General features: G+C 54.7%; 22 protein-coding genes. 10 read left to right on the top strand and 12 right to left on the bottom strand.

Annotated features, from left to right (window positions below; genetic code table 11):
* Positions 1-142 precede the first annotated feature (142 nt).
* A complete protein-coding gene (gene pmbA / locus METMI_RS0109670) occupies positions 143-1,474 on the top strand; it encodes a metalloprotease PmbA (RefSeq protein ID WP_019866084.1) in 1,332 nt (443 codons plus the stop codon).
* Between the two features lie 305 nt (positions 1,475-1,779).
* Here the strand turns inward: pmbA and METMI_RS0109675 are convergent, their stop codons facing one another.
* Genes METMI_RS0109675 through METMI_RS0109685 form a run of 3 tightly spaced genes read right to left on the bottom strand, consistent with a single transcriptional unit; the run spans position 1,780 to position 7,733 of the window.
* A complete protein-coding gene (locus tag METMI_RS0109675) occupies positions 1,780-3,246 on the bottom strand; it encodes an efflux transporter outer membrane subunit (RefSeq protein WP_019866085.1) in 1,467 nt (488 codons plus the stop codon).
* On the bottom strand, positions 3,243-6,443 hold the full coding sequence (locus METMI_RS0109680; RefSeq protein ID WP_019866086.1) for an efflux RND transporter permease subunit: 3,201 nt from the start codon (positions 6,441-6,443) through the stop codon (positions 3,243-3,245). The genes METMI_RS0109675 and METMI_RS0109680 overlap by 4 nt, the downstream gene beginning before the upstream one ends.
* 3 nt (positions 6,444-6,446) lie before the next feature.
* Positions 6,447-7,733, bottom strand: coding sequence for an efflux RND transporter periplasmic adaptor subunit (locus METMI_RS0109685; RefSeq protein ID WP_019866087.1), 1,287 nt, complete (start codon positions 7,731-7,733; stop codon positions 6,447-6,449).
* Positions 7,734-8,242: 509 nt separating this feature from the next.
* Between METMI_RS0109685 and METMI_RS0109690 the strand changes: the two genes are divergently transcribed.
* Entirely contained in the window at positions 8,243-8,884 is a 642-nt protein-coding gene (locus METMI_RS0109690; protein WP_019866088.1) for a TetR/AcrR family transcriptional regulator, read from the top strand.
* Between the two features lie 115 nt (positions 8,885-8,999).
* Positions 9,000-9,248, top strand: coding sequence for a replication initiation protein (locus tag METMI_RS0109695; protein WP_019866089.1), 249 nt, complete (start codon positions 9,000-9,002; stop codon positions 9,246-9,248).
* Positions 9,249-9,455: 207 nt separating this feature from the next.
* Here METMI_RS0109695 and METMI_RS0109700 read toward each other — a convergent pair whose 3' ends face one another.
* The 4 genes from METMI_RS0109700 to METMI_RS0109715 all read right to left on the bottom strand — a co-directional run bounded on the left by METMI_RS0109700 (position 9,456) and on the right by METMI_RS0109715 (position 12,808).
* Positions 9,456-10,694 carry a S8 family peptidase gene (locus METMI_RS0109700; RefSeq protein ID WP_019866090.1) on the bottom strand — a complete coding sequence of 413 codons (1,239 nt, stop codon included), beginning with the start codon at positions 10,692-10,694 and terminating at the stop codon, positions 9,456-9,458.
* 7 nt (positions 10,695-10,701) lie between these two features.
* A complete protein-coding gene (locus METMI_RS0109705; RefSeq protein WP_019866091.1) occupies positions 10,702-11,424 on the bottom strand; it encodes a zf-HC2 domain-containing protein in 723 nt (240 codons plus the stop codon).
* A 4-nt stretch (positions 11,425-11,428) separates the two neighbouring features.
* Complete coding sequence (locus METMI_RS0109710; protein WP_019866092.1) at positions 11,429-12,022, bottom strand: RNA polymerase sigma factor; 594 nt, start codon at positions 12,020-12,022, stop codon at positions 11,429-11,431.
* A gap of 78 nt (positions 12,023-12,100) precedes the next feature.
* Entirely contained in the window at positions 12,101-12,808 is a 708-nt protein-coding gene (locus METMI_RS0109715; protein WP_198007904.1) for a TorF family putative porin, read from the bottom strand.
* Between the two features lie 408 nt (positions 12,809-13,216).
* Between METMI_RS0109715 and METMI_RS0109720 the strand changes: the two genes are divergently transcribed.
* Both METMI_RS0109720 and METMI_RS0109725 read left to right on the top strand, forming a co-directional pair.
* Positions 13,217-13,438, top strand: coding sequence for a Slp family lipoprotein (locus tag METMI_RS0109720; RefSeq protein WP_269634486.1), 222 nt, complete (start codon positions 13,217-13,219; stop codon positions 13,436-13,438).
* Positions 13,439-13,479: 41 nt separating this feature from the next.
* Entirely contained in the window at positions 13,480-14,430 is a 951-nt protein-coding gene (locus METMI_RS0109725; protein WP_198007905.1) for an Lcl C-terminal domain-containing protein, read from the top strand.
* Between the two features lie 584 nt (positions 14,431-15,014).
* Here the strand turns inward: METMI_RS0109725 and METMI_RS0109730 are convergent.
* From METMI_RS0109730 to METMI_RS0109740, 3 genes are all read right to left on the bottom strand, one after another.
* Positions 15,015-15,392: a hypothetical protein gene (locus METMI_RS0109730; protein ID WP_019866096.1), complete on the bottom strand. Its 378-nt coding sequence runs from the start codon at positions 15,390-15,392 to the stop codon at positions 15,015-15,017.
* A gap of 216 nt (positions 15,393-15,608) precedes the next feature.
* Positions 15,609-17,810 carry an HzsA-related protein gene (locus tag METMI_RS0109735; RefSeq protein WP_019866097.1) on the bottom strand — a complete coding sequence of 734 codons (2,202 nt, stop codon included), beginning with the start codon at positions 17,808-17,810 and terminating at the stop codon, positions 15,609-15,611.
* Positions 17,811-18,137: 327 nt separating this feature from the next.
* Entirely contained in the window at positions 18,138-19,241 is a 1,104-nt protein-coding gene (locus METMI_RS0109740; RefSeq protein WP_019866098.1) for a TIGR03118 family protein, read from the bottom strand.
* Between the two features lie 450 nt (positions 19,242-19,691).
* On the opposite strand from METMI_RS0109740, the gene METMI_RS28290 reads away from it, so the two are divergent.
* Positions 19,692-19,937 carry a CDGSH iron-sulfur domain-containing protein gene (locus METMI_RS28290; protein WP_019866100.1) on the top strand — a complete coding sequence of 82 codons (246 nt, stop codon included), beginning with the start codon at positions 19,692-19,694 and terminating at the stop codon, positions 19,935-19,937.
* Between the two features lie 139 nt (positions 19,938-20,076).
* Here the strand turns inward: METMI_RS28290 and METMI_RS0109755 are convergent, their stop codons facing one another.
* Positions 20,077-20,253, bottom strand: a complete 177-nt coding sequence (locus METMI_RS0109755) for a hypothetical protein (protein ID WP_156829813.1) — start codon at positions 20,251-20,253, stop codon at positions 20,077-20,079.
* A gap of 186 nt (positions 20,254-20,439) precedes the next feature.
* Here METMI_RS0109755 and METMI_RS0109760 point away from each other — a divergent pair, with 186 nt between their 5' ends.
* Positions 20,440-20,823 carry a hypothetical protein gene (locus METMI_RS0109760; RefSeq protein WP_156829814.1) on the top strand — a complete coding sequence of 128 codons (384 nt, stop codon included), beginning with the start codon at positions 20,440-20,442 and terminating at the stop codon, positions 20,821-20,823.
* Between the two features lie 73 nt (positions 20,824-20,896).
* On the opposite strand, the gene METMI_RS0109765 is transcribed toward METMI_RS0109760, so the two are convergent.
* On the bottom strand, positions 20,897-21,286 hold the full coding sequence (locus tag METMI_RS0109765; RefSeq protein WP_019866103.1) for a hypothetical protein: 390 nt from the start codon (positions 21,284-21,286) through the stop codon (positions 20,897-20,899).
* Between the two features lie 241 nt (positions 21,287-21,527).
* Here METMI_RS0109765 and METMI_RS0109770 point away from each other — a divergent pair, with 241 nt between their 5' ends.
* From METMI_RS0109770 to METMI_RS0109780, 3 genes are read left to right on the top strand one after another with little or no spacing between them, the layout of a single operon-like run.
* Complete coding sequence (locus METMI_RS0109770; RefSeq protein ID WP_019866104.1) at positions 21,528-22,712, top strand: glycosyltransferase family 2 protein; 1,185 nt, start codon at positions 21,528-21,530, stop codon at positions 22,710-22,712.
* Entirely contained in the window at positions 22,709-23,674 is a 966-nt protein-coding gene (locus METMI_RS0109775) for a glycosyltransferase family 2 protein (protein ID WP_019866105.1), read from the top strand. Before METMI_RS0109770 ends, METMI_RS0109775 begins: the two co-directional genes overlap by 4 nt.
* Positions 23,675-23,679: 5 nt before the next feature.
* The gene (locus METMI_RS0109780; protein WP_019866106.1) at positions 23,680-24,189 is read left to right on the top strand and encodes a serine O-acetyltransferase; all 510 of its coding nucleotides are present in this window, start codon (positions 23,680-23,682) and stop codon (positions 24,187-24,189) included.

Here is a 24,189-nt window from a genome sequence, read left to right on the forward strand (position 1 = left end):
CAGACAAAACCACGAAAGACACGAAGGCCACGAAACATATCCTGTCAAATGTGGCTTGCTGGTGCTTCGTGGTTTTGTGCTTTAATGCCCACGGTACGCGGTGCGTACTTCACGCAACTTACTTGTCGAATAAGGACAACCTGTGCAACCACAAGAACAAATCAACGAATTAAAAAACCTTGTCCAAAACTTGTTGGATGAAGCCACTCGCCAAGGCGCGACCGCCGCCGAAGCGGGCTTGAGCCAAGAAAATGGCCTGTCGGTGTCGGTGCGCTTGGGCGATGTCGAGACCATCGAACACCATTGCGACCAAGGCTTAGGCATCACCGTCTATTTTGGGCAACGCAAAGGTTCGGCCAGCACCACCGATTTATCGCCCGAAGCGATTAAAGAAACTGTCAGCGCGGCGTGCAGCATCGCCCGTTACACCAGCGAAGACGAATATGCGGGCTTGCCGGACAAAGCCTTGCTGCAAACGCAATTCCCGGATTTGGATGTCTACCATCCGTGGCAACTCAGTGCCGAACAAGCCATTGCCTTGGCGATTGAATGCGAAGACGCGGCGCGTGGCTACCATCCTGAAATCAGCAATTCCGAAGGCGCGTCGGTCAACACCCACCAAGGCATCCGCGTGTTGGGCAACACGTTGGGCTTTTTGCAAGGTTATGCCTCCACCCGCCATTCCTTAAGCTGTTCGGTGTTGGCGCAGCGTGGCGACAGTATGCAGCGCGATTATTGGTACACCGTCGCCCGCAACGCAAGTTTGCTGGAATCGGCGGTCAGCGTCGGCACCAAAGCGGGCGAGCGCACCGTGCGCCGTTTGGGGGCGCGGTCATTAAGCACCCGGCAATGCCCTGTCTTATATAGCGCGGAAATAGCCACCAGTTTGCTAGGTTCGTTCATCGGCTCGATCAGCGGCGGCAACTTATACCGTAAATCGTCGTTTTTATTGGACGCGCTGGGCGCGCCAATTTTCCCTGACTTTGTCCATATCCACGAACAGCCTTATTTGCCGGGTGCGTTGGGCAGTGCGGCTTATGATGGCGAAGGCGTGGCCACCCAAGCCCGTGATTTGGTCAGCGGCGGCGTGTTGCAAGGCTATGTGTTGGGCACTTATTCGGCGCGGAAACTGGGCTTGCAAAGCACGGGCAATTCCGGCGGCGTGCATAACCTGACCATCACCCCCGGCGGGCATGATTTCAACGCCATGCTCCAACAATTGGGCACAGGCTTGTTGGTCACGGAACTGATGGGGCAGGGCGTGAACATGGTCACGGGCGATTATTCTCGCGGCGCGGCGGGTTTCTGGGTGGAAAACGGCGTGATCCAATACCCGGTCGAAGAAATCACCATCGCGGGCAATTTGAAAGACATGTTCAAGCAGATTGTCGCCATCGGCAATGATGTCGATTATCGTGGCAATATCCGCACCGGGTCGATATTGCTTGAGAAAATGTCGGTGGCCGGGGAATAACTTTTCAAGGTTCGGAGCCAGCCAAGTCAGTGGGTTTGCCGTCCAAAACCACTTGGATGGGTGATGATGGATACTTGCCTAGGTTTGTATTCCGTCCAGCCCAACCAATCCACGCCACGCCATTTTGATTCCTCTGATGCATTTAGCCACACCGTCTGTGGACGTTGTGCCGTGGAATTGAAGGGTTTCTGCTAGGCCGGACAGGTTCGCCGTCCCCCTGCTTTGACGTTGTGGCAACCTCTTGCCAAAACCTAGCCGCTCTACGCTCCAGGTTAACTTAAATCGTCCGGTGCATTTGCATCCCGTCAGTTGTTTCCCTCCGATGCGCTGGCAGCTTCCCAACCGCCGCCCAAGGCTTTGTATAGCGCTACCAGCGCGGTCGCCGTGTTGGTCTCGCTTTGGGCCAATTGGTTTTGGTCTTGCAACAGGCGCAATTCACTATCCAGCACCGTCAGGAAATCGGTCACCCCTTCCTGGTAGCGCAAATGGGCGAGTTTGCTGGCCTTTTCGCTGGCCTCTGCCGCCGAGGTCAGCAATGCATGCCGCGCCCGCTGCTGGTTGTAATTCACCAGTGCGTTTTCGGTTTCCTCCAAGGCGCCCAATACCGTTTGCCGGTATTGGGCAAGGCTGGCTTCGGCGTGGGCGTCGGCCGCCTTGATACGGGCATAGACCCGGCCTAAATCCAAGGCCGCCCAACTGATTTTGGGACCCACTGAATAGCTGTCCGAACCTGCGCCCGTAAAGCTTGATAGGGTGCTGCCTTCCAGTGCGATGGAACCCACAAACGACACGCGCGGGAATAGGTCGGCGGTGGCAATGCCGATACGTGCGGTAGAGGCGGCCAAGGCCCGTTCGGCGATGCGGATGTCGGGACGGCGCCGCAGCAATTCTGCGGGGCTGCCGATATGGATGGTCTTGGGGATTTCGGGCAACGGCAATGGCTGCGACAACTGGCTGGCCAACGCCCCCGGCAACTGCCCGGTGAGCACGCCTAGCCTATGGATGGCCTGGTCGATGGCGGACTGCAACAGCGGGACACTGGCCCGCGTGGAATCGAGCTGCGCCCTGGCCCTCGCGGTGTCCAACTCGGTGCCCCGGCCAATATCGAGTTTTACGCGGGTAATTTTGAAGGTTTCCGCTTGGTTTGCGATATTTTTCTGGGCCACCGCCAACTGGTTCTGCAAGCCCCGTAATTCGAAATAATTCCTGGCGACCTCGGCGATCACGCTAACGCCAAGGTCGCGCAGGCTGGCTTCCTGCGCATCGGCCTCATCACTGCTTGCTTCCACATCACGGCGCACACGGCCGAACAGGTCGAGTTCCCAAAACGCATCGAAGCCTGCGTTATAGAGTTTCAGCTCGCGCGGCACGAAATTACGGTTGTTCAACGCGCTGATGCTGCGTTTTTGCTCGGTGTAATTGCCATGGGACGTCACCGTCGGTGCCAAATTCAAGCCGGCTTCCAAGTACATCGCCCGTGCTTCGCGCAGGTTGGCGCGGGCGGTCTGGAGGTCGTAATTATGTTGTACGGCCTGCCCGACCAGCACGTTCAATGCCTTATCCTTGAACAGCGTCCACCAGTCCCGTTCAACATCCCGTGCCGAGAACTCTGTATGTGCGGCGCGGGCGAAACGGTCTGGCGTATCAGTTTTTGGCGTCTGGTAGTCAGGGCCGACCGCGCAAGCGTCCAGTAACATCACGCACAGCGCCGCCAGCCCGAAAATTCTATACGGGTTGTGGGTAATGGCTAAGGCAAGGTCTTGCTTTTTCATAGTTCTGGATTGGCAGGCGATGGATAGGACGGCAAAGTGCCGGATTTAGGCTGCGACGGACGTAAGCGTTGCGCCACGGCTTGCACCGCCACATAAAAGACGGGCGTCAACAACAAGCCGAACAAGGTCACGCCGATCATGCCGCTGAATACGGCGGTGCCTAATAACCGCCGCGATTCCGCGCCCGCACCTTCGGCAACCACTAGCGGGAACACGCCCATGATGAACGCGAACGAGGTCATCAAAATGGGGCGCAAGCGGATTTTTGACGCTTCCACGGCGGCGTCGAAACGGCTGAGGCCGCTTTCCTGGCGTTGCTTCGCGAATTCGACAATCAGGATCGCGTTCTTACAGGCCAGCCCCACTAAAACGATGAAACCAATTTGGGTGAAGATGTTGTTGTCCATATCGCTTAACCAGACGCCCGCCATCGACGACAGGATGCACATCGGCACGATCAGGATCACCGCGAACGGTAATGACCAGCTTTCGTATTGGGCCGCCAGCGCCAGGAACACGAAAATGACGCTGAGCGGGAACACCAGCAGGGCGACATTCCCCGCCAAAACCTGTTGCAGGCTAAGCTCGGTCCATTCGAAAGCGAACCCCGGTGGCAATTCGCCGTCCATCAGCTTGCCCATCATCTCAATGGCCTGGCCGGAACTGACGCCAGGCAAGGTGCCGCCATTGATTTCTGCGGCCGGGTACATGTTGTAACGGGTGATATTGTCCGGCCCGGCAATGTTCTGTACATTCACCAGCGAACCTAAGGGCACCATGCCGCCTTGCTGGTTACGTGTCTTCAGCTCGGCGATGTCTTCCGGTTTCATGCGGAAATCCGAATCGGCCTGCGCCACCACCTGGTAAGTCCGGCCAAATTGGTTGAAGTCATTGACATACATCGAGCCCAGATAAATTTGCAAGGTGTCGAACACGTCTTTCAGCGGCACGCCCATGGACTTGACCCGTGTGCGGTCCACGTCCACGAACAATTGCGGCACGCTGGCCCGGAACGTCGTGAACAAGCCCACGAGGCCGGGCAGCTGGTTGCCTTTGGCGATCAGTTCCGCATTGGTGTCCTTGAGCGCGTCAATACCGGCATTGGTGCGGTCTTGGATTTGCAGCTTGAAGCCGCCCACCGAACTCATGCCCCGGATCGGGGGTGGCGCAAACACGGCGATACGGGCATCCTCGACCTGGGCGAGGCGCTGCTGGAGCTTTTTGATGACGGCGTCGGCATGCAGTTCGGGGTGTCCGGCGCGTTTATCAAAATCATTAAGCCGCGCGAACATCGTCGCGACATTGGAATGGCTGGAGCCGCTCAAAATCGAAAACCCCGCGTAGGCGTTGATGTGCTTGACGCCTTCGGTGTCCAGGACGATCTTGCTCGCTTGTTGGACGACGGCTTGGGTCCGCGCCAGCGAAGCCGCGTCGGGCAGTTGCGCAAACAGGATCAGGTAGCCTTGGTCTTGCTGCGGGATGAATCCGGCCGGGACTTTTTCAAAAGCCAGGAAGTTAAGCCCGTTAAGCCCCAGATACAACACCAGCACCACCGCCGTCATACGGATCATCCGGCCGACCAGGCGCGAGTAACCGGCACTGAAACGGTCGAAAAACCGGTTGAACGCGTTAAAGAACCAGCCCAGCAGGCTGTCTAGCAGCCGCGTGAACTTATCTTTCTTGCCGTGCGCGTTGTCCAGCATCAGGGCGCACAAGGCCGGGCTTAAGGTCAGCGAATTGAATGCCGAGATCACCGTGGACACGGCGATGGTCAACGCAAACTGTTTGTAAAACGCCCCGGAAACACCGGTGATGAACGCCGTCGGTACGAACACGGCGACCAACACCAAGGCGGTGGCGACAATCGGGCCGACCACCTCGTCCATCGCCAAGCGGGTCGCTTCCCGCGCCGACAAGCCTTGCGCGATATGGCGCTCGACGTTCTCGACGACGACGATGGCGTCATCGACGACGATGCCGATGGCCAGCACCAAGCCAAATAACGACAAGGTGTTCAACGACAAACCCATCGCCGCCATCACCGCGAAAGTGCCGATCAGCGATACCGGCACGGCGAGCAGCGGGATCACCGTCGCCCGCCAGTTTTGCAGGAACACCACAACGACAATCACCACCAGCAACAGGGCTTCAAACAGCGTCTTGACCACCGCGTCGATGGATTGCTGCACGAACACCACGGTGTCATAGACCATGTTGTAATCCAGGCCTTTAGGGAAGCGCGTTTTCAGTTTTTCCATCGCCTCCACCACGGCCTTTTTGGTGTCCAGCGCGTTGGAGCCGGGCAACTGGAAGATGGCGAGGCCGACGGTAGGCTCGCCGTCCAGGAACAGCCCGGAGTTGTAATCCTTGGCGCCCAGTTCGATGCGGGCGACGTCCTTGAGGTAAGTCACCTGCCCGTCCTTGCCTTTTTTGATGACGATGCCGGCGAACTGTTCGGCCTCCATCAACCGTCCCATTGTGCTGACGGTGTACTGGAAATCCGCATTTTCCTTGCTGGGCTGTTGGCCGACCACGCCGGCGGCAACCTGGATGTTCTGTTCGCGGATGGCGCTGACCACGTCGCTGGCGGTCAGGTTGCGGGCGGCGATTTGTTCAGGGTTCAGCCACAGGCGCATGCTGTAGTCGCGCGCGCCGAACACCAGAATATCGCCGACGCCGGGCAGCCGCGCCAAGGTGTCCTTGATTTGCAGCAGGGCATAATTGCTCATATAAACGCTGTCGTAACGTTTATCGGGGGAAACCAGGTTGACGACTAAGCTCAAATCCGGGCTGCGTTTCTTGACGCTGATGCCTTGCCGCCGGACTTCCTCCGGCAGTTTCGGTTCGGCGAGCGCGACACGGTTTTGCACCAGCACCTGCGCCTTATCAAGGTTGGTGCCGGGCTTGAAAGTGATCGTCAACGCCATATTGCCGCTGTTGGTCGATTGCGAGGACATGTACAGCATGTCTTCGACGCCGTTGACTTCCTGCTCGATCGGTGTCGCCACCGTTTCCGCCACGACTTTGGCGTTGGCGCCCGCATAAGTCGCCGTGATGACCACGGTGGGCGGGGCGATTTCGGGGTATTGGGTGATGGGCAAGCCGATCAGCGCCAGGCCGCCGACCAGGACGATCAGGATGGACAAGACCGAGGCAAAAATGGGTTTGTCGATAAAAAAATGGGCGAACCGGTTCATGGCCTATTTCCCCGCCTTGTTTTCAGTGACCGCAATCCGTTCAGGATTGACCTTGATGCCGGGTTTGAGCTTTTGCAAGCCTTCAATAACCACCCAGTCTCCCGGTTCCAAGCCTTCGGCGATGACCCGCGACTGGCCGATATGGGCACCCAAGACCACCTTGCGGTATTCCACTTGGTTGTCCTGGTTGGCTATCCAGACAAACCGTTGGGCCTGGTCTGTGGCAATGGCGCGGTCAGGCAGCAACAGGGCGGGGTAGGGCAGGCTGCCGCGCACACGCATACGGGCAAAAAAGCCGGGGCTTAATAAGTTGTCGGGGTTGGCGAACACGCCACGCAAGGCCACCGTGCCGGTGGCGGCATCTTCACGCGGGGATAGGTAATCGAGTGCGCCCTGATGGGGAAAGTCCGCCTCGTCGGCAACCGCCAGTTGCGCGGGCGTTTGTCCGGCGCCCGATCCGCCGGGGCCGCCCGACCCGCCTTGTTGGGCGAGCCGCCGGTATTTCAGCACCGAACGTTCATCCGCATCGACATAAACATAAACCGGGTCGGTGGAAACGATAAACGTCAGGCGCGTCGCGTCAGCCCCGCCACCGCTGACCAAGTTGCCTTCGGTGACCAGTTCGCGGCCTACCCGCCCGTCTATCGGCGCGCGTACCTGCGTGAACTCCAGGTTAAGCCGTGCCGAATAAACTTTGGCTTCCGCAGACTTGACGGCGGCAACCGCCTCATACAAGCCCGTGCTGCGGGCGTCGTATTCCTCTTCGGAAATGGCTTTGGCGCGGAACAGGCGCTCGGCGCGCTCCTGGTCATTTTTAGCGAGGTCCCGGCGGGATTTGGCCCGTTCCAGCTCGGCTTCGTCATAGTTTAATTGCGCCTTGAACGGCTTAGGGTCGATCAAAAACAGCAGGTCGCCTTTTTTTACCTTGGCCCCGGCCTTGAAGTTCACTTTCTCCAAATAGCCGCCGACCCGTGCACGCACGTCCACCGACTCGACCGCTTCGATATGGCCGGTGAATTCGTCCCATTCCGTGACTTCCTGGTGCAAGGCTTGGGCAATTTTGACATTGGGCGGCGGGGCTTGGGCGGGTTTGGCGCCAAGGCCGGTTTGTTGGCCGCAGCCAGCTATCGCCATGAGCGTGGCGGCGGCCAACAATCCTGGCCGCGCCTGTTGCGTTGGGGTTTTCCAAAACACGGACATCAGCAACCAGACAACACTGACGGCTTCAAGTCCCCCGTGGAAAAGGCGGGGGAGATGGATGGCAGCCAGTTTAGCTATGTTTTTGTTCATCCTGTTTACGTTCCGGCGTCAATTAAAATTAAATGGTAAAATATATTATCATTTAATTTAAGTTATGATCTAGCCCTAATTCAATTCAATCCAATCCGTTTAGTGGGTAACTGACGTTACGCAGTAACGTGTTTTCGCTCCCGTTTGCCGCGCCGAGCACCGCAGGTTTTGTCGGGAACAGCCCGAAGGGGGCGCGGCAAGGATGCCGCGCGTCGGCAGGTACCCACAGGGCATAAAAGGGCAGGAAGCCCTCTCTGCTGACCCCCGACAAAACCGAGGAGCGCAAGGAGGAAGCGGCAATCGGGCCGCCTTTTCTTTGGATACTTTCTTTTCGACTGCACGGATGCAGGAGGTAGGGCAACGCAGGAGCAGTTGCCGGGGCGGAGCAAAAGAAAGTATCTCGCTTTCGGGTGCGAGAACCCGATTAAAAAACTGTCGCGCTAGCGACTCATCATTATTTATTTTCAAGTCGCAGAAAATGTCTGCGTAACATCAGTGGGTAATACAACATGATTAAATGCGGACGACCACGTAAGGGCGAAGAATCCCTGAGCCGTGACCGTTTACTGGATACCGCCTTCAAGCTTTTTCTTGAACATGGTTATGGGAATTTTTGTTTGGAAACCGTTGCTAAAGAGGCCCGTGTGTCCATGCGCACCATTTACTCCCAATTCGGGGGCAAGGCGGGGTTGTTTGGTGCGGTCATCAAGCGTTGTAGTGACCGTTTTGTCACCGTTTTGTCGGAGGATAATGTCTTGGAAAACCAGCCGGATGAGGCGCTGGCCAATTTTGCGAAGCAATATCTGCAGGCTATCACCCGGCCCGATGCGGTGCGCATCCGCGCCATACTGTTAGGTGAAGCGTTGCGCTTCCCGGACCTTGCCACGCAGTTTTATGAACAAGGGCCGCAACGCACCTTGCTCCATTTGGCGCAATTTTTCGCACGCCAGCAGCAAGCGGGGTATTTTGTTGCGGTAGATCCGCACATCCTCGCCGACCAATTCTTAGGCGCATTCCGTAGCGAACGCTTCCAAAAACTCCAGCTAGGTTTGGCGCCAACGCCCGACGAAGCGGAAATTGATGTTTGGGCACGGCAGACCACGTCGTTGTTTTTACAAGGATGCTTGAAGGCTAGGGTGCCAGCCAAGTAAATCGGGTTTGTTTCAAACGATTGCCCAAATATAAAACCCATGGCTATGGGATATATGCCGCTCTTCCTTAGCGGGATGCCGCCGCCTGTCAGAACGTGTTTTATATGAACTGTTGGTGTCATGGGCGCAAAAGAAAGAGGACACGGGTGGTGTATTCGCCGGATGGTTGACAGTTTCGGTTGAAGAATTACGGCAAATGCTCGGTGTTCCCGATTCTTATGCGTGGGTGATCTTTGAGCGTCAGGTTTTAAATGTAGTTAAAGCCGAACTGCTGGAAAAAGCCAATATCCAAGTCAACATCTCCCGCAAAAAAACCAGCCGAAAAATCACTCATTTGAAAATTGAGTTTATTAGCGGCTCGTAATAGCCTGTAGGTTGGGGTGAGGCAACGAACCCCAACAACCCATGATGCGTTGGGTTACGCTATCGCTAACCCAACCTACGGGCTAGCGGGATGATGCCAGCCTGCCAGAATGTGTTTTGAAGGGGCTACATGGCCTGGTTGCGCCGGACCGCCCGCGACGCTTTAAAACACGTCCTTAGCTTTTCCGAGGCGCCACATCAGCCGAGCCTAGAAGCCATCCGGTTTTTTTCCTGCGGCCGCCGCTTTGGGCAGATGGGCCGTCAAGGTGTTGGAACCGCTACGCAACAGGCGCATGATGTCGGCAGTCCGCCACTCAGGATGCAACTGCAACAACAACGCCGCGACACCGGCGACATGCGGTGCGGCGAAAGAACTGCCGGTCATGAAATCGTAAGCTTGGTGCGGCACGGTGGTGAGGATGTCCTTGCCGGGGGCGATGATGCCGGGATGGCCGCTGCTGTCCTCGCCGACTGCGACCACGCCTGACAAGTTGGCGGGGAAGCCGTCAACTTGGCCTTTCTTAGGTACTGCGGCGATGACGAGCGTGCCTTTGGCCAGGGCTTTTTCCAGCAATTGCCGTAGCAAAGGGTCATCGGGGCCGCTAAGGCTCAGGTTGATAATGCGGCTATCCATCTTCAATGCCTGATTGAGCGCTAGCGCCAGGGTAAAGCTGTTGCAATGTGCCGCCAGCGCATCCGGCTTGCTTGGCCAGCAGGCCCGGAAGGCCAATATTTCCGCCTCAGGGGCGATACCGGTGATGCCTATGCCATTGCCAGGATGCGCCGCCAGCACCCCCGCCACCGCCGTGCCATGGATGTCGGCCAGATTATGGTCTGCCGGTTCCGCCGCGACATTTTCAAAATATTTGATTTGCCCTTTAAGGTCAGGGTGGTCAAGGTCCACGCCCGCGTCGATCAAGGCGATGCGGATACCGCGTCCGGTAGTGACGGGGTGCAAGTCGGCGATGCCTAGGGCCTGGAAACCTGCCTGCAAATGCCGGTAAGGGTCGTTGCCAGATACCAAAGCGGGGGGTTGGCCGAGCACCTCAAAACGGTGCAGGGCCTGCACCGTGCTGATCGAAGGGTCTTGGCGCAAGGCCTGTATGGCTTGGGATAGGGGCCGCCCCTCCGGCACTTCATACAATACGCAGCTTACGCCCAATTCGGTCACCGGCCATTGGATGACAAGCTTCAGACGATGGCGGTCAGCCAGCTCATTGGCTTTGCGGCCGCCCCAACTGGAATTACGGTATTGTTCCACAACCTGGTAATTGTCTTGCTGGTTGCCTTGCAGATTGCGGGCTATGCTGCGGTCGGCGAAAGTCACCAACAGGCGGCGGTCTTCGTTGACCGCGCTGTCGCCGAGGCGGGACAGGCCGGTAGTGCCTGCACAGGCGGCCAGCAGTCCGGACAGGCAAAGCAATAGGATCTGGGTGGACAGTTTCATGGTGGTGTTACGGCTCCAGGGCGGGTTCGGCGAAGAGGACTTCTTTGTGCTGATGCAAGAACGCAATCGCCGCCGCGGCATCGGGCTGGCCGGTGGTGGTGTCCAATTGTATGGTGTAGGCCCCTACGCTATTGGGCCCGCCAACCCGTTGGCCATGGATGCTCGCCAGCATTTGGTTAATATGGCTTTCCGGCAAATCTTTGGCGAACACCACATGCAGCCTGACTCCGGGCGCTGGTGTCGGTTTGTTGTCCGATAAGGTGTAATAACCGCTAGTTGGGCTAGTGCCACGGTCTTGCAGGGCCAACGGCAGCATCGCCAGCAGCACTGTCGCGGCCAACGCAAGCGGTTTGCCGGGTTGGCCGAGGTAAGGCGATAGCCGTTTGGCCAAGGTCTTCTTTGTGTAACTTCCCAAGCCTTCGCTGCCGTCCTTGTCGGCGGTGGGGCGAACTGGCAGGAGGGGGGCTTTGGGTGCGGGGATTTGTAATTTGTCACGGATATTGGCGAAAGAGGCATGGGCGGCCACATCAAGATCAGTTGACTGCACCACTGCCGCCGCCAGCTTGTTGATGGCCAGCAACTCCCGCCGGCATGACAGGCACGTCCGTACATGCCGTTCAACCTGTTGCCGCTCGTCAGCGTCCAAGGCATCCTTCATATACCAAGGCAACAACAGTTGGGTTGCTTCATGCAAATCAGTTCCAGATTCGGGCTCGGTCGTTGTGTTCATGATCTCAGTTCCCTTGGGTTTCGGCAAATGCCTGCAATCTCTTACGCGCATGGAACATCCGCGTTTTTACAGTGTTTTCAGGGCAATCAAGGATAACGGCGATGTCCTGGTAAGGCAGGCCGTGGTAAAAAGTCAGCTCGATAACCGCCCGTTGGTCGGGTGGCAGCGCGGCCAGCGCACGGCCCAACCAATCCGCATTTTCAAGGTGTTGTGCCGGGTTTGGAGAGGGGTCCCGTAGTGTTTCCAGCACGTCATCAAGATCGGCATCGTTAGTACGGGCATGTTTGGCCAATGATTTTAATGCCTTGTTATAGGCAATGCCAAACACCCAAGTGGATAGTTTGCTTTTATGGTTATAGTGCCGCGGTTTTTCCCAAACCACCAATAAAGTTTCTTGGATCAACTCTTCGACGGTTTCAGGCTGGCGGGTCATGCGCTGGATAAAGCCAAACAGCTTTGGGTAATAGAGTTTATAAAACGCTTCAAAGGCCAGCATGTCGCCTTCGATGATGCGCTGCAACAAGGCGTATTCATCCATGGCGGTATCTACCTGTCCGGTTAATATAGGCTTGGTTTGGGTGGGGACGATGTGCAACATAAGGTTAGGGTGCTCCAGTTTTGCTTGAACACTGAATTCCCAGTTCACCGGAAAAAGTTCAGCACCCGCTAAAAAATGTTAAAACCCAGCGCTTAAGGTCAGCAAAAGTTGGCTACCCAACAATTTGGGATGGAATGCGTCGGGACGTGATCCGGCGGCATAATCGCCATTGAGCTGGACATCGACATAGCGGCAATCAAACACCAAATGGGCATCCAAAAACCAAGATGCGCCCAAATTCCAGTAAAGGTAATTTTTGCCCAGCAACCGGTCGGCCTGGTACATCCCCAATCCCGCCGAAAACTGCACGGTGTCGGTCAGGTCGTGGCGATAGTTGAGCTCATAATCAACGGTGGCTTGGCGTTGGTAAGCGTCGGGGGCGACGGATATTTTGCCGCTTAACCAGTCCTGGTAATGCATGGCGGCGGAAAATTCGACGAAATCAGCGGGTTTGGAAAACACTTCGCCGTCATAAATATAACCATAAGCGGACAACTCAGCCCGCCAGTCAGTGCCTAGAGGCCAATGCACACCTAAAAAAGGTTTGGCTTCCAAATCAGTATGCTCGGGATAATCGCGGCCATCAAAACTGGCTTGCGATACGGCGGCGCCCGCAAACCAACCGGAAGCATCTTGGTAGCCAAGTTGGCCTTGCACCACCGGATTGCCCCAGCTTTTGCTGTAGCCACGATAGACATATTCGCTGAGGACACTGAGCTTGCCATGCCAATCAGCCCAGGCCGGCGGGCACACCAGCAGCAGGCACAGCCAAAGGCGGCATGGCATGGGGCGGCGGCCGGTAGCCATTGGGGTGGGCTTAGGTCTGGGAAGGTTAATCCACATGGTTTTTTGATGTCCGGTTAACAGCTTTTCATTTTAACCTTGTGAAGCCCTGATTTCAGTGACAAATTCACTTGGGCGGTTTTCCTCCAGATAAACGCTAAGGCGATAGGCCAGCCCTGAAGCTTGGGGGATGCCATCCCTGGCTCCGCCCGCTTTTTGGACAGTCTTACAGATTCCAGCCGCTGCCGAAAAATAACGCCCCCTTGGAAAATAGATTGAACCTTTTCCCCCTTGGACGTAATTCAGGTTGCGCAGATAGTTTTTTGTGGGTTGCAGGAAAGTGCCGTGGCGGGGTAAAAATCAGCTGGCTTTTTGAGCCTGTATTTTAATCAGAGGCATTAAGGTAGGGAAATAACCGTCGCAGGGACATTGACGGGGGATATGGCGCGTACCATCGGCAAAAAAACTATCCGCCTGCCACAGGTTTCAGCCAGCGCCATCCATTTGTGGCTCAACTATGAAGGGGGACGCAATTATTACCCTGGTTATGGCGCTTACGGGGGATTGGGCTATCCCTATCCGGGCTATTTCCCTAACCCCTATTATTGGGGAGGATATTATCGGCCATACTGATGGCGATTCTGTATTTAAACGACATTTTTGGAGACAAACTAATGGGATCAATGTTTAAACAATGGGCCTTAACCCTGGCTTTAGCCATAATGGGTTTGACGGTGGCGCAGGCGGCCACGCCAACGGGTAAGCTAGTGAGCGGCATGGTCGCCTTGCAAGGCGGTAGCGCTTCCGAGGTCAAGTGGTTGGCGCCGTTCTCGTCGACTTTTATAGTGCATGTGTTCGTGCCGAAAACTGGCACGGCTAAAGAGGCTCTCTACCGCGTATACCCTAATGGCAAAAAACCGGGCGGCACAAGCTGCGTCAGTTCCGATGCCAGCTACCCGTGCTTTGAAGTGACGGTTGACCAGACCTTGCATCAAAATAGTTGGGTGCCGCTGACCTTAAACCACGCTACGAGTACGCAATGGGTGCTTATTAAAGACAAAGGTTATGTCACGGCGGTCGCCGACAATTTGGGCGCGGCTGAGCAATTGAACGTGTCGGCCCAAGTGCGTTTTCAGGATATGGTCAGGGTAATCGGTAACCGCTACCAAGGCGGCATTATTTTTTATATTGACCGCACGGGCGAACACGGCCTGGTTGCCGCGCGGAAAGACCAGAGCATCGGTATCCCATGGTATAACGGTTCCTTTATTGCCACTGGCGCCACAGGGACTGCCATCGGTACGGGGTTGGCCAACACCCATAAGATCATTAAGGCCCAGGGGGCAGGCAATTATGCGGCCAAGCTCTGTGCCGACCTGGTGGACGGGCCCTACACGGGTTGGTATTTGCCTTCAAAGGACGAATTGGATTTGATGTACCGCACCATCGGGCCCGCCGCCCCCGCACCGTTAACGAATGTCGGGAGGTTTGACAGCAGGGCGACTTATTGGAGTTCGTCTGAGGATAGCGCTGACCTTGTTTGGGTCCAGTCCTTCCTTTTCGGCGACCAAGGCAACATCGATAAACTGTTCCCCTTCCATGTGCGGGCCGTGAGGGCTTTTTAATGCTCCGGCCCCTTTTGGCTTGGGGCGATAACTGGAAATCTCTGCATCAAGCGATTGCCAGCGAAGCGTGAGGTCAGGTTGATCCGGTGCCGGTTTAGTTTGGAAGCCACACCCATAAACCGTTCCGAAAATACCTTGACAGTTAGCGCGTTAAGTTGGCAAAGCCCAACAATGATGGCAGCCGCCAGTAAAAGTCCGGGAAGGTGCTGGGTGGGGAAGGTGACGGGGGTGTAGATTGGCTTCAGTCGGCAACAGTCTTGCTGGTGATGGTGGGGGCAAGCGGACGTGCAGGGATGTGGCATTAGCAAATCCGCTTGGAATTGGGGGATGAACCGACTGCCCGGCCGATATTTTTTGTCGGGTAAATCTAAACACCAGTAGGGGAGGACGGCTGCCCTCCCTTTTTATAGGCCTCACAGAAACCCAAAGCCCGCAGGTGGGTCTCCGCTGCAAATACCGGCAATTCAAAATTGTCTGGGCACTAGGTTTTGTTACTTCCATCCAGGCGATGGAAATGGCTTGTCATAAGGCCGGAAGCCACCCTTAGCTTCCGGGCCATACAAATCGCCATTGGGTGGACGTGTTCAAGGGACGGGGCTGGTCTGACAAAACCCACTAGGCCATCCAAACCATATCTTCAAAAAGCATTGGCAAGGCAATTTTAACCATTCCGAGGTATCCAGATTGTCGGCATAACCTTTGCCTTTGTTAAACGCTTGCTGATTTTTGGTATTGCCATTTAGTACCAGTTGCGCCGGCGTGTTGATGCCGGGTTTGGTTAATGGCCTCAATGCATGGATAGCTGGCGCCAGTGCTGGCACGGTGAGGCCGGCCAGTTTTTTTTGGGGGGGGGTATGCGCGGTACAGCGCGTTTGCCGCTGGGCTGTTTTCCGGTATCTTATGGGGGAGTGGGCAGTGCCCGTCGAAGTGATTTGCTTGCTGGCTTCCAGCGTTAAGGACATGTTTTAAAAGCGGCTACGCGGCTCGATTGCTGCATTGCCCTACCTCCTTGATGCCCTAAAGGGTAGCATCCATGCAGCTGTTGCAATCGGACCGTCCGCGACACTTTTAAAACACGATCTAAGACCCGCTGCTTAAACATGCATTTCCATATCATGGGTTCTGCCAATTAAATAACCGGTCCATGCGGCTATTTTTTCGGCAGAACCCATGTCCTGTTACAAACTGCCCTTAGCTTTCAAAAAGATCAGCAGTTGCCTTAATGCTTCCGGCGGGTTGCTTGCCGCCGGATGTCCGGCCTGATCCGCTGTATTCGGCGCATGGCAGGCAGGGCAGGTGCGGATTTCACCTGGCTGCAAGGTGAGCCAGTTACGTTCCCTGACGACAAATTTCCCGGCGGGGTCGGTGATTTGCCAGCTTAAAGCACGGCGGGTCGGCAACAGCATGGCGACCGAACCGTCATTGGCGATTTTCACGCTACCTTTGGGGGCGCCTGCGCTTAAGGGCGGGTTTGCCGTTACCGCCGTTACGTTGTGCACAGGCACGCCCAGAATACGGCGGCCCGGTTTTGGTGTAGTGGAGGAACCTGTTAGACCCAAGCCGCGGATTTGGTCGGCCTGGAAAGCTTGGAAATGTGCGACTTCATAGAGTTTTCCCTGGTTGCCCAAGGTTTGGGTCGCCGAACCCGCCACCGCCAAGTTATAGGGCTGTTGCTTGTCGCTGTGGTCACGTTGCGTGACATTGCGCATAATCGCTAAAGCCAAGCGCTTGCTGCTTAGGTACTGGCGTAAACTGGCTTCGCTGACACCTTCTTCCTGCAAGATTTGCTTCTCGGGTGCGCTTAATGCTGACGCGACGCGACGTGCGGGACGGGTACGCGGTTTGACTTCCACCGGTTGCAGCTCCCATAACTGGGTGGAGTAATGCCTTAAGGTATCCGGGCTGAAGTAGCTGATTTCCTTGGTGATGCCATTGGTCAAGGGCTGGTCGGCCGTCCAAGTGCCATTGGGCAGTTGCTTTAAGGTGCGCAAGCGGAAATCGTAACGGGATTTTGGGAAGGAATCGGCATTGTCCGCCGATGTGGTGCCTTCGTTTTTGTCCCGCCGCGTCTCAGGGGTGTGCGCCGCGATCAAAGTGCCATCGGAAAGTACGGAAGGGTCGCGGTAATGGCCGGAATTTTCTGGCAGCGGCGTTTCGCCCTCACCGGTGGGGATAAAGGTGGAGGGGTCGGTCAGATAATCTATGCGCATCTCATCGGCATTATGCGTCGGGCTGACATTGGTCAAACGGACAATTTGTCCGGCGGCATGGGTGCCGAATTCAGGCGCATTGACGCCAACCAAAAAATTGGGGTTGGTCGGGTCTTGTTTGATTTGGAAAAAATTCTCGATTTTGTTTTGGTTTAAGCTGTTGATCTGGAAGGTCAGGTCAGGGTCGTCAGTGAACACCGCCTCGACAAAAGAGCCGCCCAACTCGTGGCGCCCGACATGGTTGACGGTTTCCATCTCAGTCCCGTCTTCATTGACTTGCCAGGGAAAGAATTGGTTAAAGACAAGGCCATTCAAATTGGTCCCCGCCAAGGAAACCTCGTCGCCCCTTATTGGCTCCGGAAACACTTCTGTGCGGCTGTTTAAAATTTTTGCCGTTGCCGATTCACTGGAATAGTTAAAGGTTCCGAAATTGCCGCCACGCCTGTCGGCGGCGGCCTGTTGGTCTTGTTGCATATGGTCCCAGCGGGTAAAAATGACCCGGCCAAAGCTATCGACTATCGGGCTAAAATCACCGGAAGGCGCATGCGACAGCGGGAACACCACGCCCGTTGACGGGTTTAATTTCCACAAACCGGATACGGTGGGGGCGTCCTCATATTCATCCAGTTGTGGATACAAGTGGTCCAAACCATTGCGGGGGCGGTCGGAGGTAAAAATAATATTGTTGTCCGTACCATAAACCGGGCTGACATTGTTATAACCAGCGGGCTGCTTAAGCACTTTAGTAATGACCGGGGTCTCGTTTTTTCCTAAGCCGGTAATTTCATAGAGCTGCCAATTGAAGGTCTTGACTTGGAAATGTGCGGGTGCGCCGATGACCATACTGAAAATAATTTTTTTGCCGTCCCAATGCACTGAAGGGTCGCGCACCTGGATGCTCTGCTCACCTTGTAGCCCGGCTTGCCCGAAACCGGCGGCTTCGGTCAGGTTTTTCAGGGTGCCGTCGGGATAACGTATCCATAAGTCGCCGCCGCGCCCCGTGCTATCGATACCGCCTTGATGGTTGCAGAAGGTTGATGTCAACGCACAAAAATCCCCCGGTATCGGGACTTCCGTGACAAATGCGATAGGATTGCTGATTGCCGCTGCACAAGGGTCGGATAGTTGGGCCAGCAGCACAAGGCTTAATCCGGTAAGTTTTTTAATCATTTTGGAATTTCCTGTTAGGTTGGTTTGGCATTAAAAATCTTCAAGTTGTGATTTATGGAGCCAAAACTGAGCATGTTCTGGTGAAAATGCCGCCGCTAAAAATAGTCAATAAAAGCAATATGCACATAAAAATATGGTTTTTATGCCAAATATCACCGCTTTCTGGGGATAAACACCTGGCCTTAGGGGTTGTCTTGGCCCAACTTTTTAACCAGTGCCAGATTAACGGCTACATTGTTAACATATTGTTAATGCATCGATAATAAATATAGGGTCACGGCGGCAATAGGTTAGATGTTTATAATAGGGGCGTTTTTTCTCCCATGATCACGGGATTGCTTCAATTTTGCCATACAGCCCATTAGCTTCGTGATTGGGCCCGGCGGCGAAAAACAAGTCATTGGTCGCTTGCTTTTGTAGGCCATTGCCGAAAGCAATGCCCCATAGGCCTGGGATACGAATGGGGCTACCATTCGTCCGGCCCAGGATTTTCCCCGGATCTTGAGGGCGTTTATTAAGGTCATAGGCGACCACGGTGCCATCGCCAAAATTACCCACCAGAAGATGGTTGCTGAACTTGCCGAAATTATCGGGAGCCAAAGCCAAGCCCCATGGCGCATTTAGTTTGCCCCTTGCCGCGATGCGGTGCAGCAAATGGCCGCCCGTATCATACGCATTGACATAACCAAAGCCCGCCCCGTCGACCTCATCCTCTTGGTTTCCGTCTTGCTTGGCATAGGTCACAAAGATGACGCCATTGATGGCCTGGATCCCAAAAGGAGCGAAACCAGGCGGGATGGTGCTGTCCTTGAATGCTTTGGCACCCAGTGACACAGGTTGAAATGTGCCATCAAACACATCCACTTTGGCATTATGGAAGTCGGTGGCGTAAAGCAAATAGCGCTCACCATCTGCAGCCAACGCCAAGCCCTTGTAGATGGCATGTCTTGCCGCATTATTCACCACCTCGGTTGCGATGGTTGGCGGGGGCGCCAGTGGCACGGGAGCCCAGCCTGCTATCGAGCCCGCTTCCGTTGCGCAAATGAAACGGCTGGGATTGCCATTGATTTTAAAGTCCCTGCCGCCACCAAAGAACACGATGCCCGTAGGTTTGGCTGGCTCACCATTGGCGGGCCCTGGAATAGCCACTTCCAGGCCTTGTTTTTCGCCGTTGCCGTTATACAAAGTGGATTTTCCGGTGCCGTTAGCGGTGACCCAAACAACCCCGTCAGGATTAAAGGCAAGCCCCCAAGCATTAATGAGGCTGGGGTCGTCGTGAAGTGCCTTGCCGGGGACATTGGAGACTAAGTTATGGATTCCGTAGCCAGTCGGTCGGGGGGTCTGATCCGCATTCAAGATCTGGGGGGATGCCAAAAATAGCGTTGTTACCAGCAAAGATAAGCTGGTTTTCTGAAAATGGTGGTTTAACATACAGTGCTCCTTATCAAGTACAGGAAAAATTTCCTGCATGGCCTGAATCCCCACCGTCCAAGGAAAGGTTCAATGGGCTTGCCAAGGGGGCGTTATTTTTTCAAAACTGTGTTGTTGGTCTTGCTTTACTGGGTGGGTGTTAAGGTAAAGGGAGCGGAATTTAGGGGGGCAATATTTCCCTGCAAGACTAAAACATAAGCCTGAAAAAAAGATGCCCTGCTGATGTTGGCCAGGGGGGGGGCGGGCAAGCCAAAGGCCTGCTGGAAACCGCCCAAGAACCTCCGTCCGTGTATCGTCGGTTTATACGGGGTGCCCCGGATTATCCCCCGCTTACTGAAAAGCAGTTGCAGCCGAGTTAGCCCGTATGAAAAAGTGATAGCCCGGTCTTTACAAAACGGTTATGCTGTTTGCGATACATTAAAATAATCAATTAATTACAGAGGTGTTAACATGAGCGATCCTGTAAGGGCGTCCGATACCCCGTTTGCGATTGAAGTTGAAGAAGGCGCGGCGTATTTTTGGTGCAGCTGCGGACAGAGTGGCACGCAGCCGTTTTGCGATGGTTCGCACAAAGGTTCAGCGTTTACCCCGCTAAGATACGATGCCACGGAATCCAAAACGGTCTATTTTTGCGGATGCAAGGCAACCAAAAACCAGCCGTTGTGTGATGGGAGCCATAAAGCAGGGCCGGCATAAACCGGTGTTGTCCGTGGACCCAATGGCTTTTGCCTAACAGCATAAGTGCCTGCACAAGCAATAAGGCTTATGTTTTAGCGTATAAGGATTTTGTGGATACCTATGGCCAAAAGCCGGGCTTAGGCATAAAGCTAAGCCATTATGGTTTGCGGTTGGCCAAGCCTGTAAACATCAGGTATATCCCTAAAATAATGAGGCCAATATCCGCCATGAGATAGGGGTCTGTAACAAGGGTGACTGTGCTGGCAGAAAGCGCGAACACGCCTAGCCCCCAAAAAAACCTGTTAAAACTTGCTGGATTTTGCTCGTTTTTCATATTGCCATCCATAAAGTGTTAGGCTAGCGCGCCGCTGAACAATAAGGCCGATGGTTTAAATGTTGCCTGTGATGTAGGCAGGCCCATTATAGCACCCCAAGACTAGCCCCTATCATCAGTTTCTTAAAGGGTTTTCCAACGGCTATAATGTTCCCTGAAATCAATTTGATAATAACGAGGGCGGTCATGCTTAAATTCACTGTTATTTTATCGGCGTTGCTATTGCAAAGCTGTTCAGGTTATCTGTCCAAACAAGAAGGCGATGATGTGGGTTATTTCTCCGATGCGTCAGATTGTTTGCGTTCTTCAGCCCGGAAAGAATCCATCAAAGTGCCCACGGGCCGGAGCATGACGGTTGTTGATGTCCCCATTGGGAACGACGCGGGTTTTTTTGGCCAGTGCATGGAGCAGGCAGGCCATTCGGCCGCCCAGGTAGAGGCCGATGAATATCTGAAAATTTCCCATGCCTGCATGAAAGAGGCCAGCGGCTCGGCAACTCCGGACGCCACTTATGCAAAATGCGTCCGCCGTGGGAACATTACGGTAGAAACTATAAGTCCCGGCAAATAAAAATAAACCGGAGGTAAATCCTGCGGGATCAAACAGTCCTTATCCGGCCTGTCCCGCAGATGGCCCCTCGTAATTACTTCCCAGCCCCGCCAATTTTTACTAACCAGCCAGCAGCGCCTTTGCATTTGTTTTGGCCTTCGCCAGTGACGGCAATCCTCGCATAAGTGCCGTGTAACGCAGGGGGAAGGGTGCCGGAGACTTGAACAAGGCCTTCATTCCCAGGGTTCACCTTAATGCTTGCGGGCAAGTCTTTTACGGTCACGGCAATGCTGTCCGGGAACGTGTTTTTTGATGCGGTGAAAGAAAAGCCTGTATTAGGGGCGACTTCGGAGTTCTCGGCAGGGATGAAATCGGTAAATTTGGGTTTGGCACAGGCTTTTGTGCTGCCGCCACTGCCATACGCCCAGCAAGTGCCGCTAACCAACATTAATGCCATAATCCAGGTGCTGTTGTTTCGGTTCATGGTGATGCCTCGTGTTGTTATTATTGTTATGTCCCAGCTTACAAGTTAACGGGTTTTAGGCCGTTGTCAAAGCCGTATCGGTGGGATCCCATCACCGGTGTCACCCAGGTTTAGCAGGCTCAGGCTATTCAAAACCCGTATTTCATGGGTTGTTATGCCATTTATAGATGATTCCAACAAGTTAAAGAAGTCATAGCTATAATGATAGCAACAAATAACTTAAAAAATTGGCGGAGGATTTATGTTTGGGGCGCTCATCTTATTGATACAAGTGGCGGTGCTGTTGTTGACGTTGCCCGGTACTTTGGAATTGTTGGCCTTGACGTTGGCGGCCGCCTTCTTAAAAAAGCGCTTGCAAGTGTCCCGCATCCATCCTGAAGTTTCACTGCCCAGGTTGGCCGTTGTCATGCCGGCGCATAATGAGGCCAGCGGCATTGGTGCTTGTGTGGCCAATTTGAACGCCAGCCTCAAACAGGCCATAGGCTGTGAACTGATCGTCATCGCCGATAATTGCCAGGATGACACCGCCGCCATCGCTGCCGAAGCTGGGGCACGGGTTTTGGTCCGGCAGAATGAGGGGCGACGGGGCAAAGGTTACGCGTTGGATTATGCCTTTAAGACGCTGTTACCCGAAGGTTTTGATGGCTTTATCGTGGTTGACGCGGACAGCCGTGTCGATACTGGAATGGTCAGTGAATTCCAACATGCTTTCGCGCAAGGTTTGGACGCACTGCAATGCCGCTACCGTATCGCCAATCCGGAAGCGTCACGCCGTGCCCGGTTGCTGTATATCGCGTGGTTGGCTTTTAATGAATTGCGTTTGCTAGGGCGTGAAAAGCTCAATGTGTCGGTAGGCATCTTGGGCAATGGTTTTGCCCTGAGCCGGGCGGTATTGGAAGCCGTGCCTTATGAAGCGGGGTCAATTGCGGAAGACATGGAATACCACCTGCGTCTGGTCGCGGCGGGTTTTCAGGTGCATTTTCTCGATACGGTGGCCGTCCTCTCTGATGCACCCAATCAGGGCGATAATGCCGCCGTGCAGCGCAGCCGTTGGGAAGGCGGGCGGTTCCGGTTGATGGCCGAGCATATCCCTGCCTTATTTTTTAGCGTGTTGCGTGGCCGTATACGGATGCTTGAGCCTTTGGCCGAGTTGCTGTTGTTGCCGCTGGCTTACCATGTGTTATTGCTATTGATGACCTTGTTAATGCCGTGGGCTTTTTTGCAATATTATGCGATTGCCGGATTATTACTGGTGATGGCGCATGTTTTGCTGGCAATTAAGGGTGCTGGCGACGGGCTTACCAATATTAAAGCGCTGGCGGCCGTCCCTTTTTATATCCTGTGGAAACTCACCTTAATGCCCAAGTTGTGGCGCAATGCCCGCCATGATGCGCAGTGGCAACGTACAGATAGGGAAAACCTATGATTGCTATATCTGTTTTTATCGTTACTTATAACAGTGCCCCGCTGTTGCGCTCGTGTCTGGACAGCTTGCGGGTTCAGACCTTAAGTGATTTTGAAATTATCGTGGTTGATAACGACTCACGCGATGGCACGGCGGAAATTGTCCGTACGGAGTACCCCGAAATCCGGTTGTTTGCAAACACCAGCAATCTTGGTTTTGGCCATGCCAATAATCTCGCGTTGACGGTGGCGAAAGGCAGCTATGTCGTGTTGCTGAACCCTGACGCGGTGATCCCGACGGACACCTTGCAACGGGCCTACAAGCACATGGAAAAAAATCTCGAAGTCGGCATGGGGGGCGGTTTGTTGCAAGGCCCGCGTGGCGAATGGCAACCCTCGGCCCGGCAGTTCCCGTCATTGTTAAATGAAGCCTTGGTGTTGTCCGGATTGGCGGACCGTTTCCCGAAATCCCGATTTTTTGGGCGGTTTGACCGCTCTTGGGCGGATCCGCAACAAGAAACCGTCGTGGATTGGGTGCCCGGGGCGTTTGCGATTGTGCGCCGCAGTTTGCTGACGGAAATCAGGCTTTTCGACGCGCGTTTTTTTCTGTATTACGAAGAAGTTGATTTGTGCCGGCGCATCTATGAAGCAGGTTTCCAAGTGTATTATTGGCCGGACATGGTGATCACCCATATTGGCGGCGCGTCATCGGAAACGGTGGATGAAATGGCCTTTTCCAGTTCCGGCAAACAACTGACGCTATGGCGTATGCGTAGCCAACTGTTGTACTACCGCAAATGGCATGGCCTTCTTTATAGCCGATTGGTCAAGGGCTTGGAGCAAACTTGGCATAAACTTAGGGCTTGGCGCAATGCCAAACGCGCGCCTGATAAAGCGGCCGAATCAAGGCATATCGTGCAACTTTGGGAGCAAGCCTGGCAAGAAACGGAAGGCGGGCTGGTTTCCCCTCCCCAACCTTGGTGAAGCAGATGTTTGCAAATATCCGTGAAGATTGGCGGACTTACGAAGGCGACTTAAGCCGCCAAGGCCTTTGGGTCATGTTGGTGTACCGTTTTGGGCGCTGGCGTTATGGCGTCCGGCAACGTTGGTTACGGTTGCCGCTATCTATTTTATATAAGATATTGAAATTACTGTCACAAATTTTGACAGGCATAGATTTGCCCTGTGAAGCGCAAGTGGGGCGGCGGCTGGTCATCGAACATTTTGGGGGCATTATCATCAGCGGCGACACCGTATTGGGCGATGATGTGGTGATCCGTAACGGCGTGACCATCGGCCTTAAGCACACGGGGATTGCAGGTGCGCCCGTCATCGGGAACCGTGTGGACATCGGTGCGGGTGCTAAAATTTTAGGCGCCATCACTATTGGCGATGATGTCGCCATTGGGGCGAATGCGGTGGTGTTGCAGGATGTTCCGGCGAATTCATTGGCGGTCGGTGTGCCCGCCGTGATAAAACCACGTAAACAGCCTGGGTGA

Source organism: Methylovulum miyakonense HT12 (assembly GCF_000384075.1).
In the GTDB taxonomy this organism is placed as follows: Bacteria; Pseudomonadota; Gammaproteobacteria; order Methylococcales; family Methylomonadaceae; genus Methylovulum; species Methylovulum miyakonense.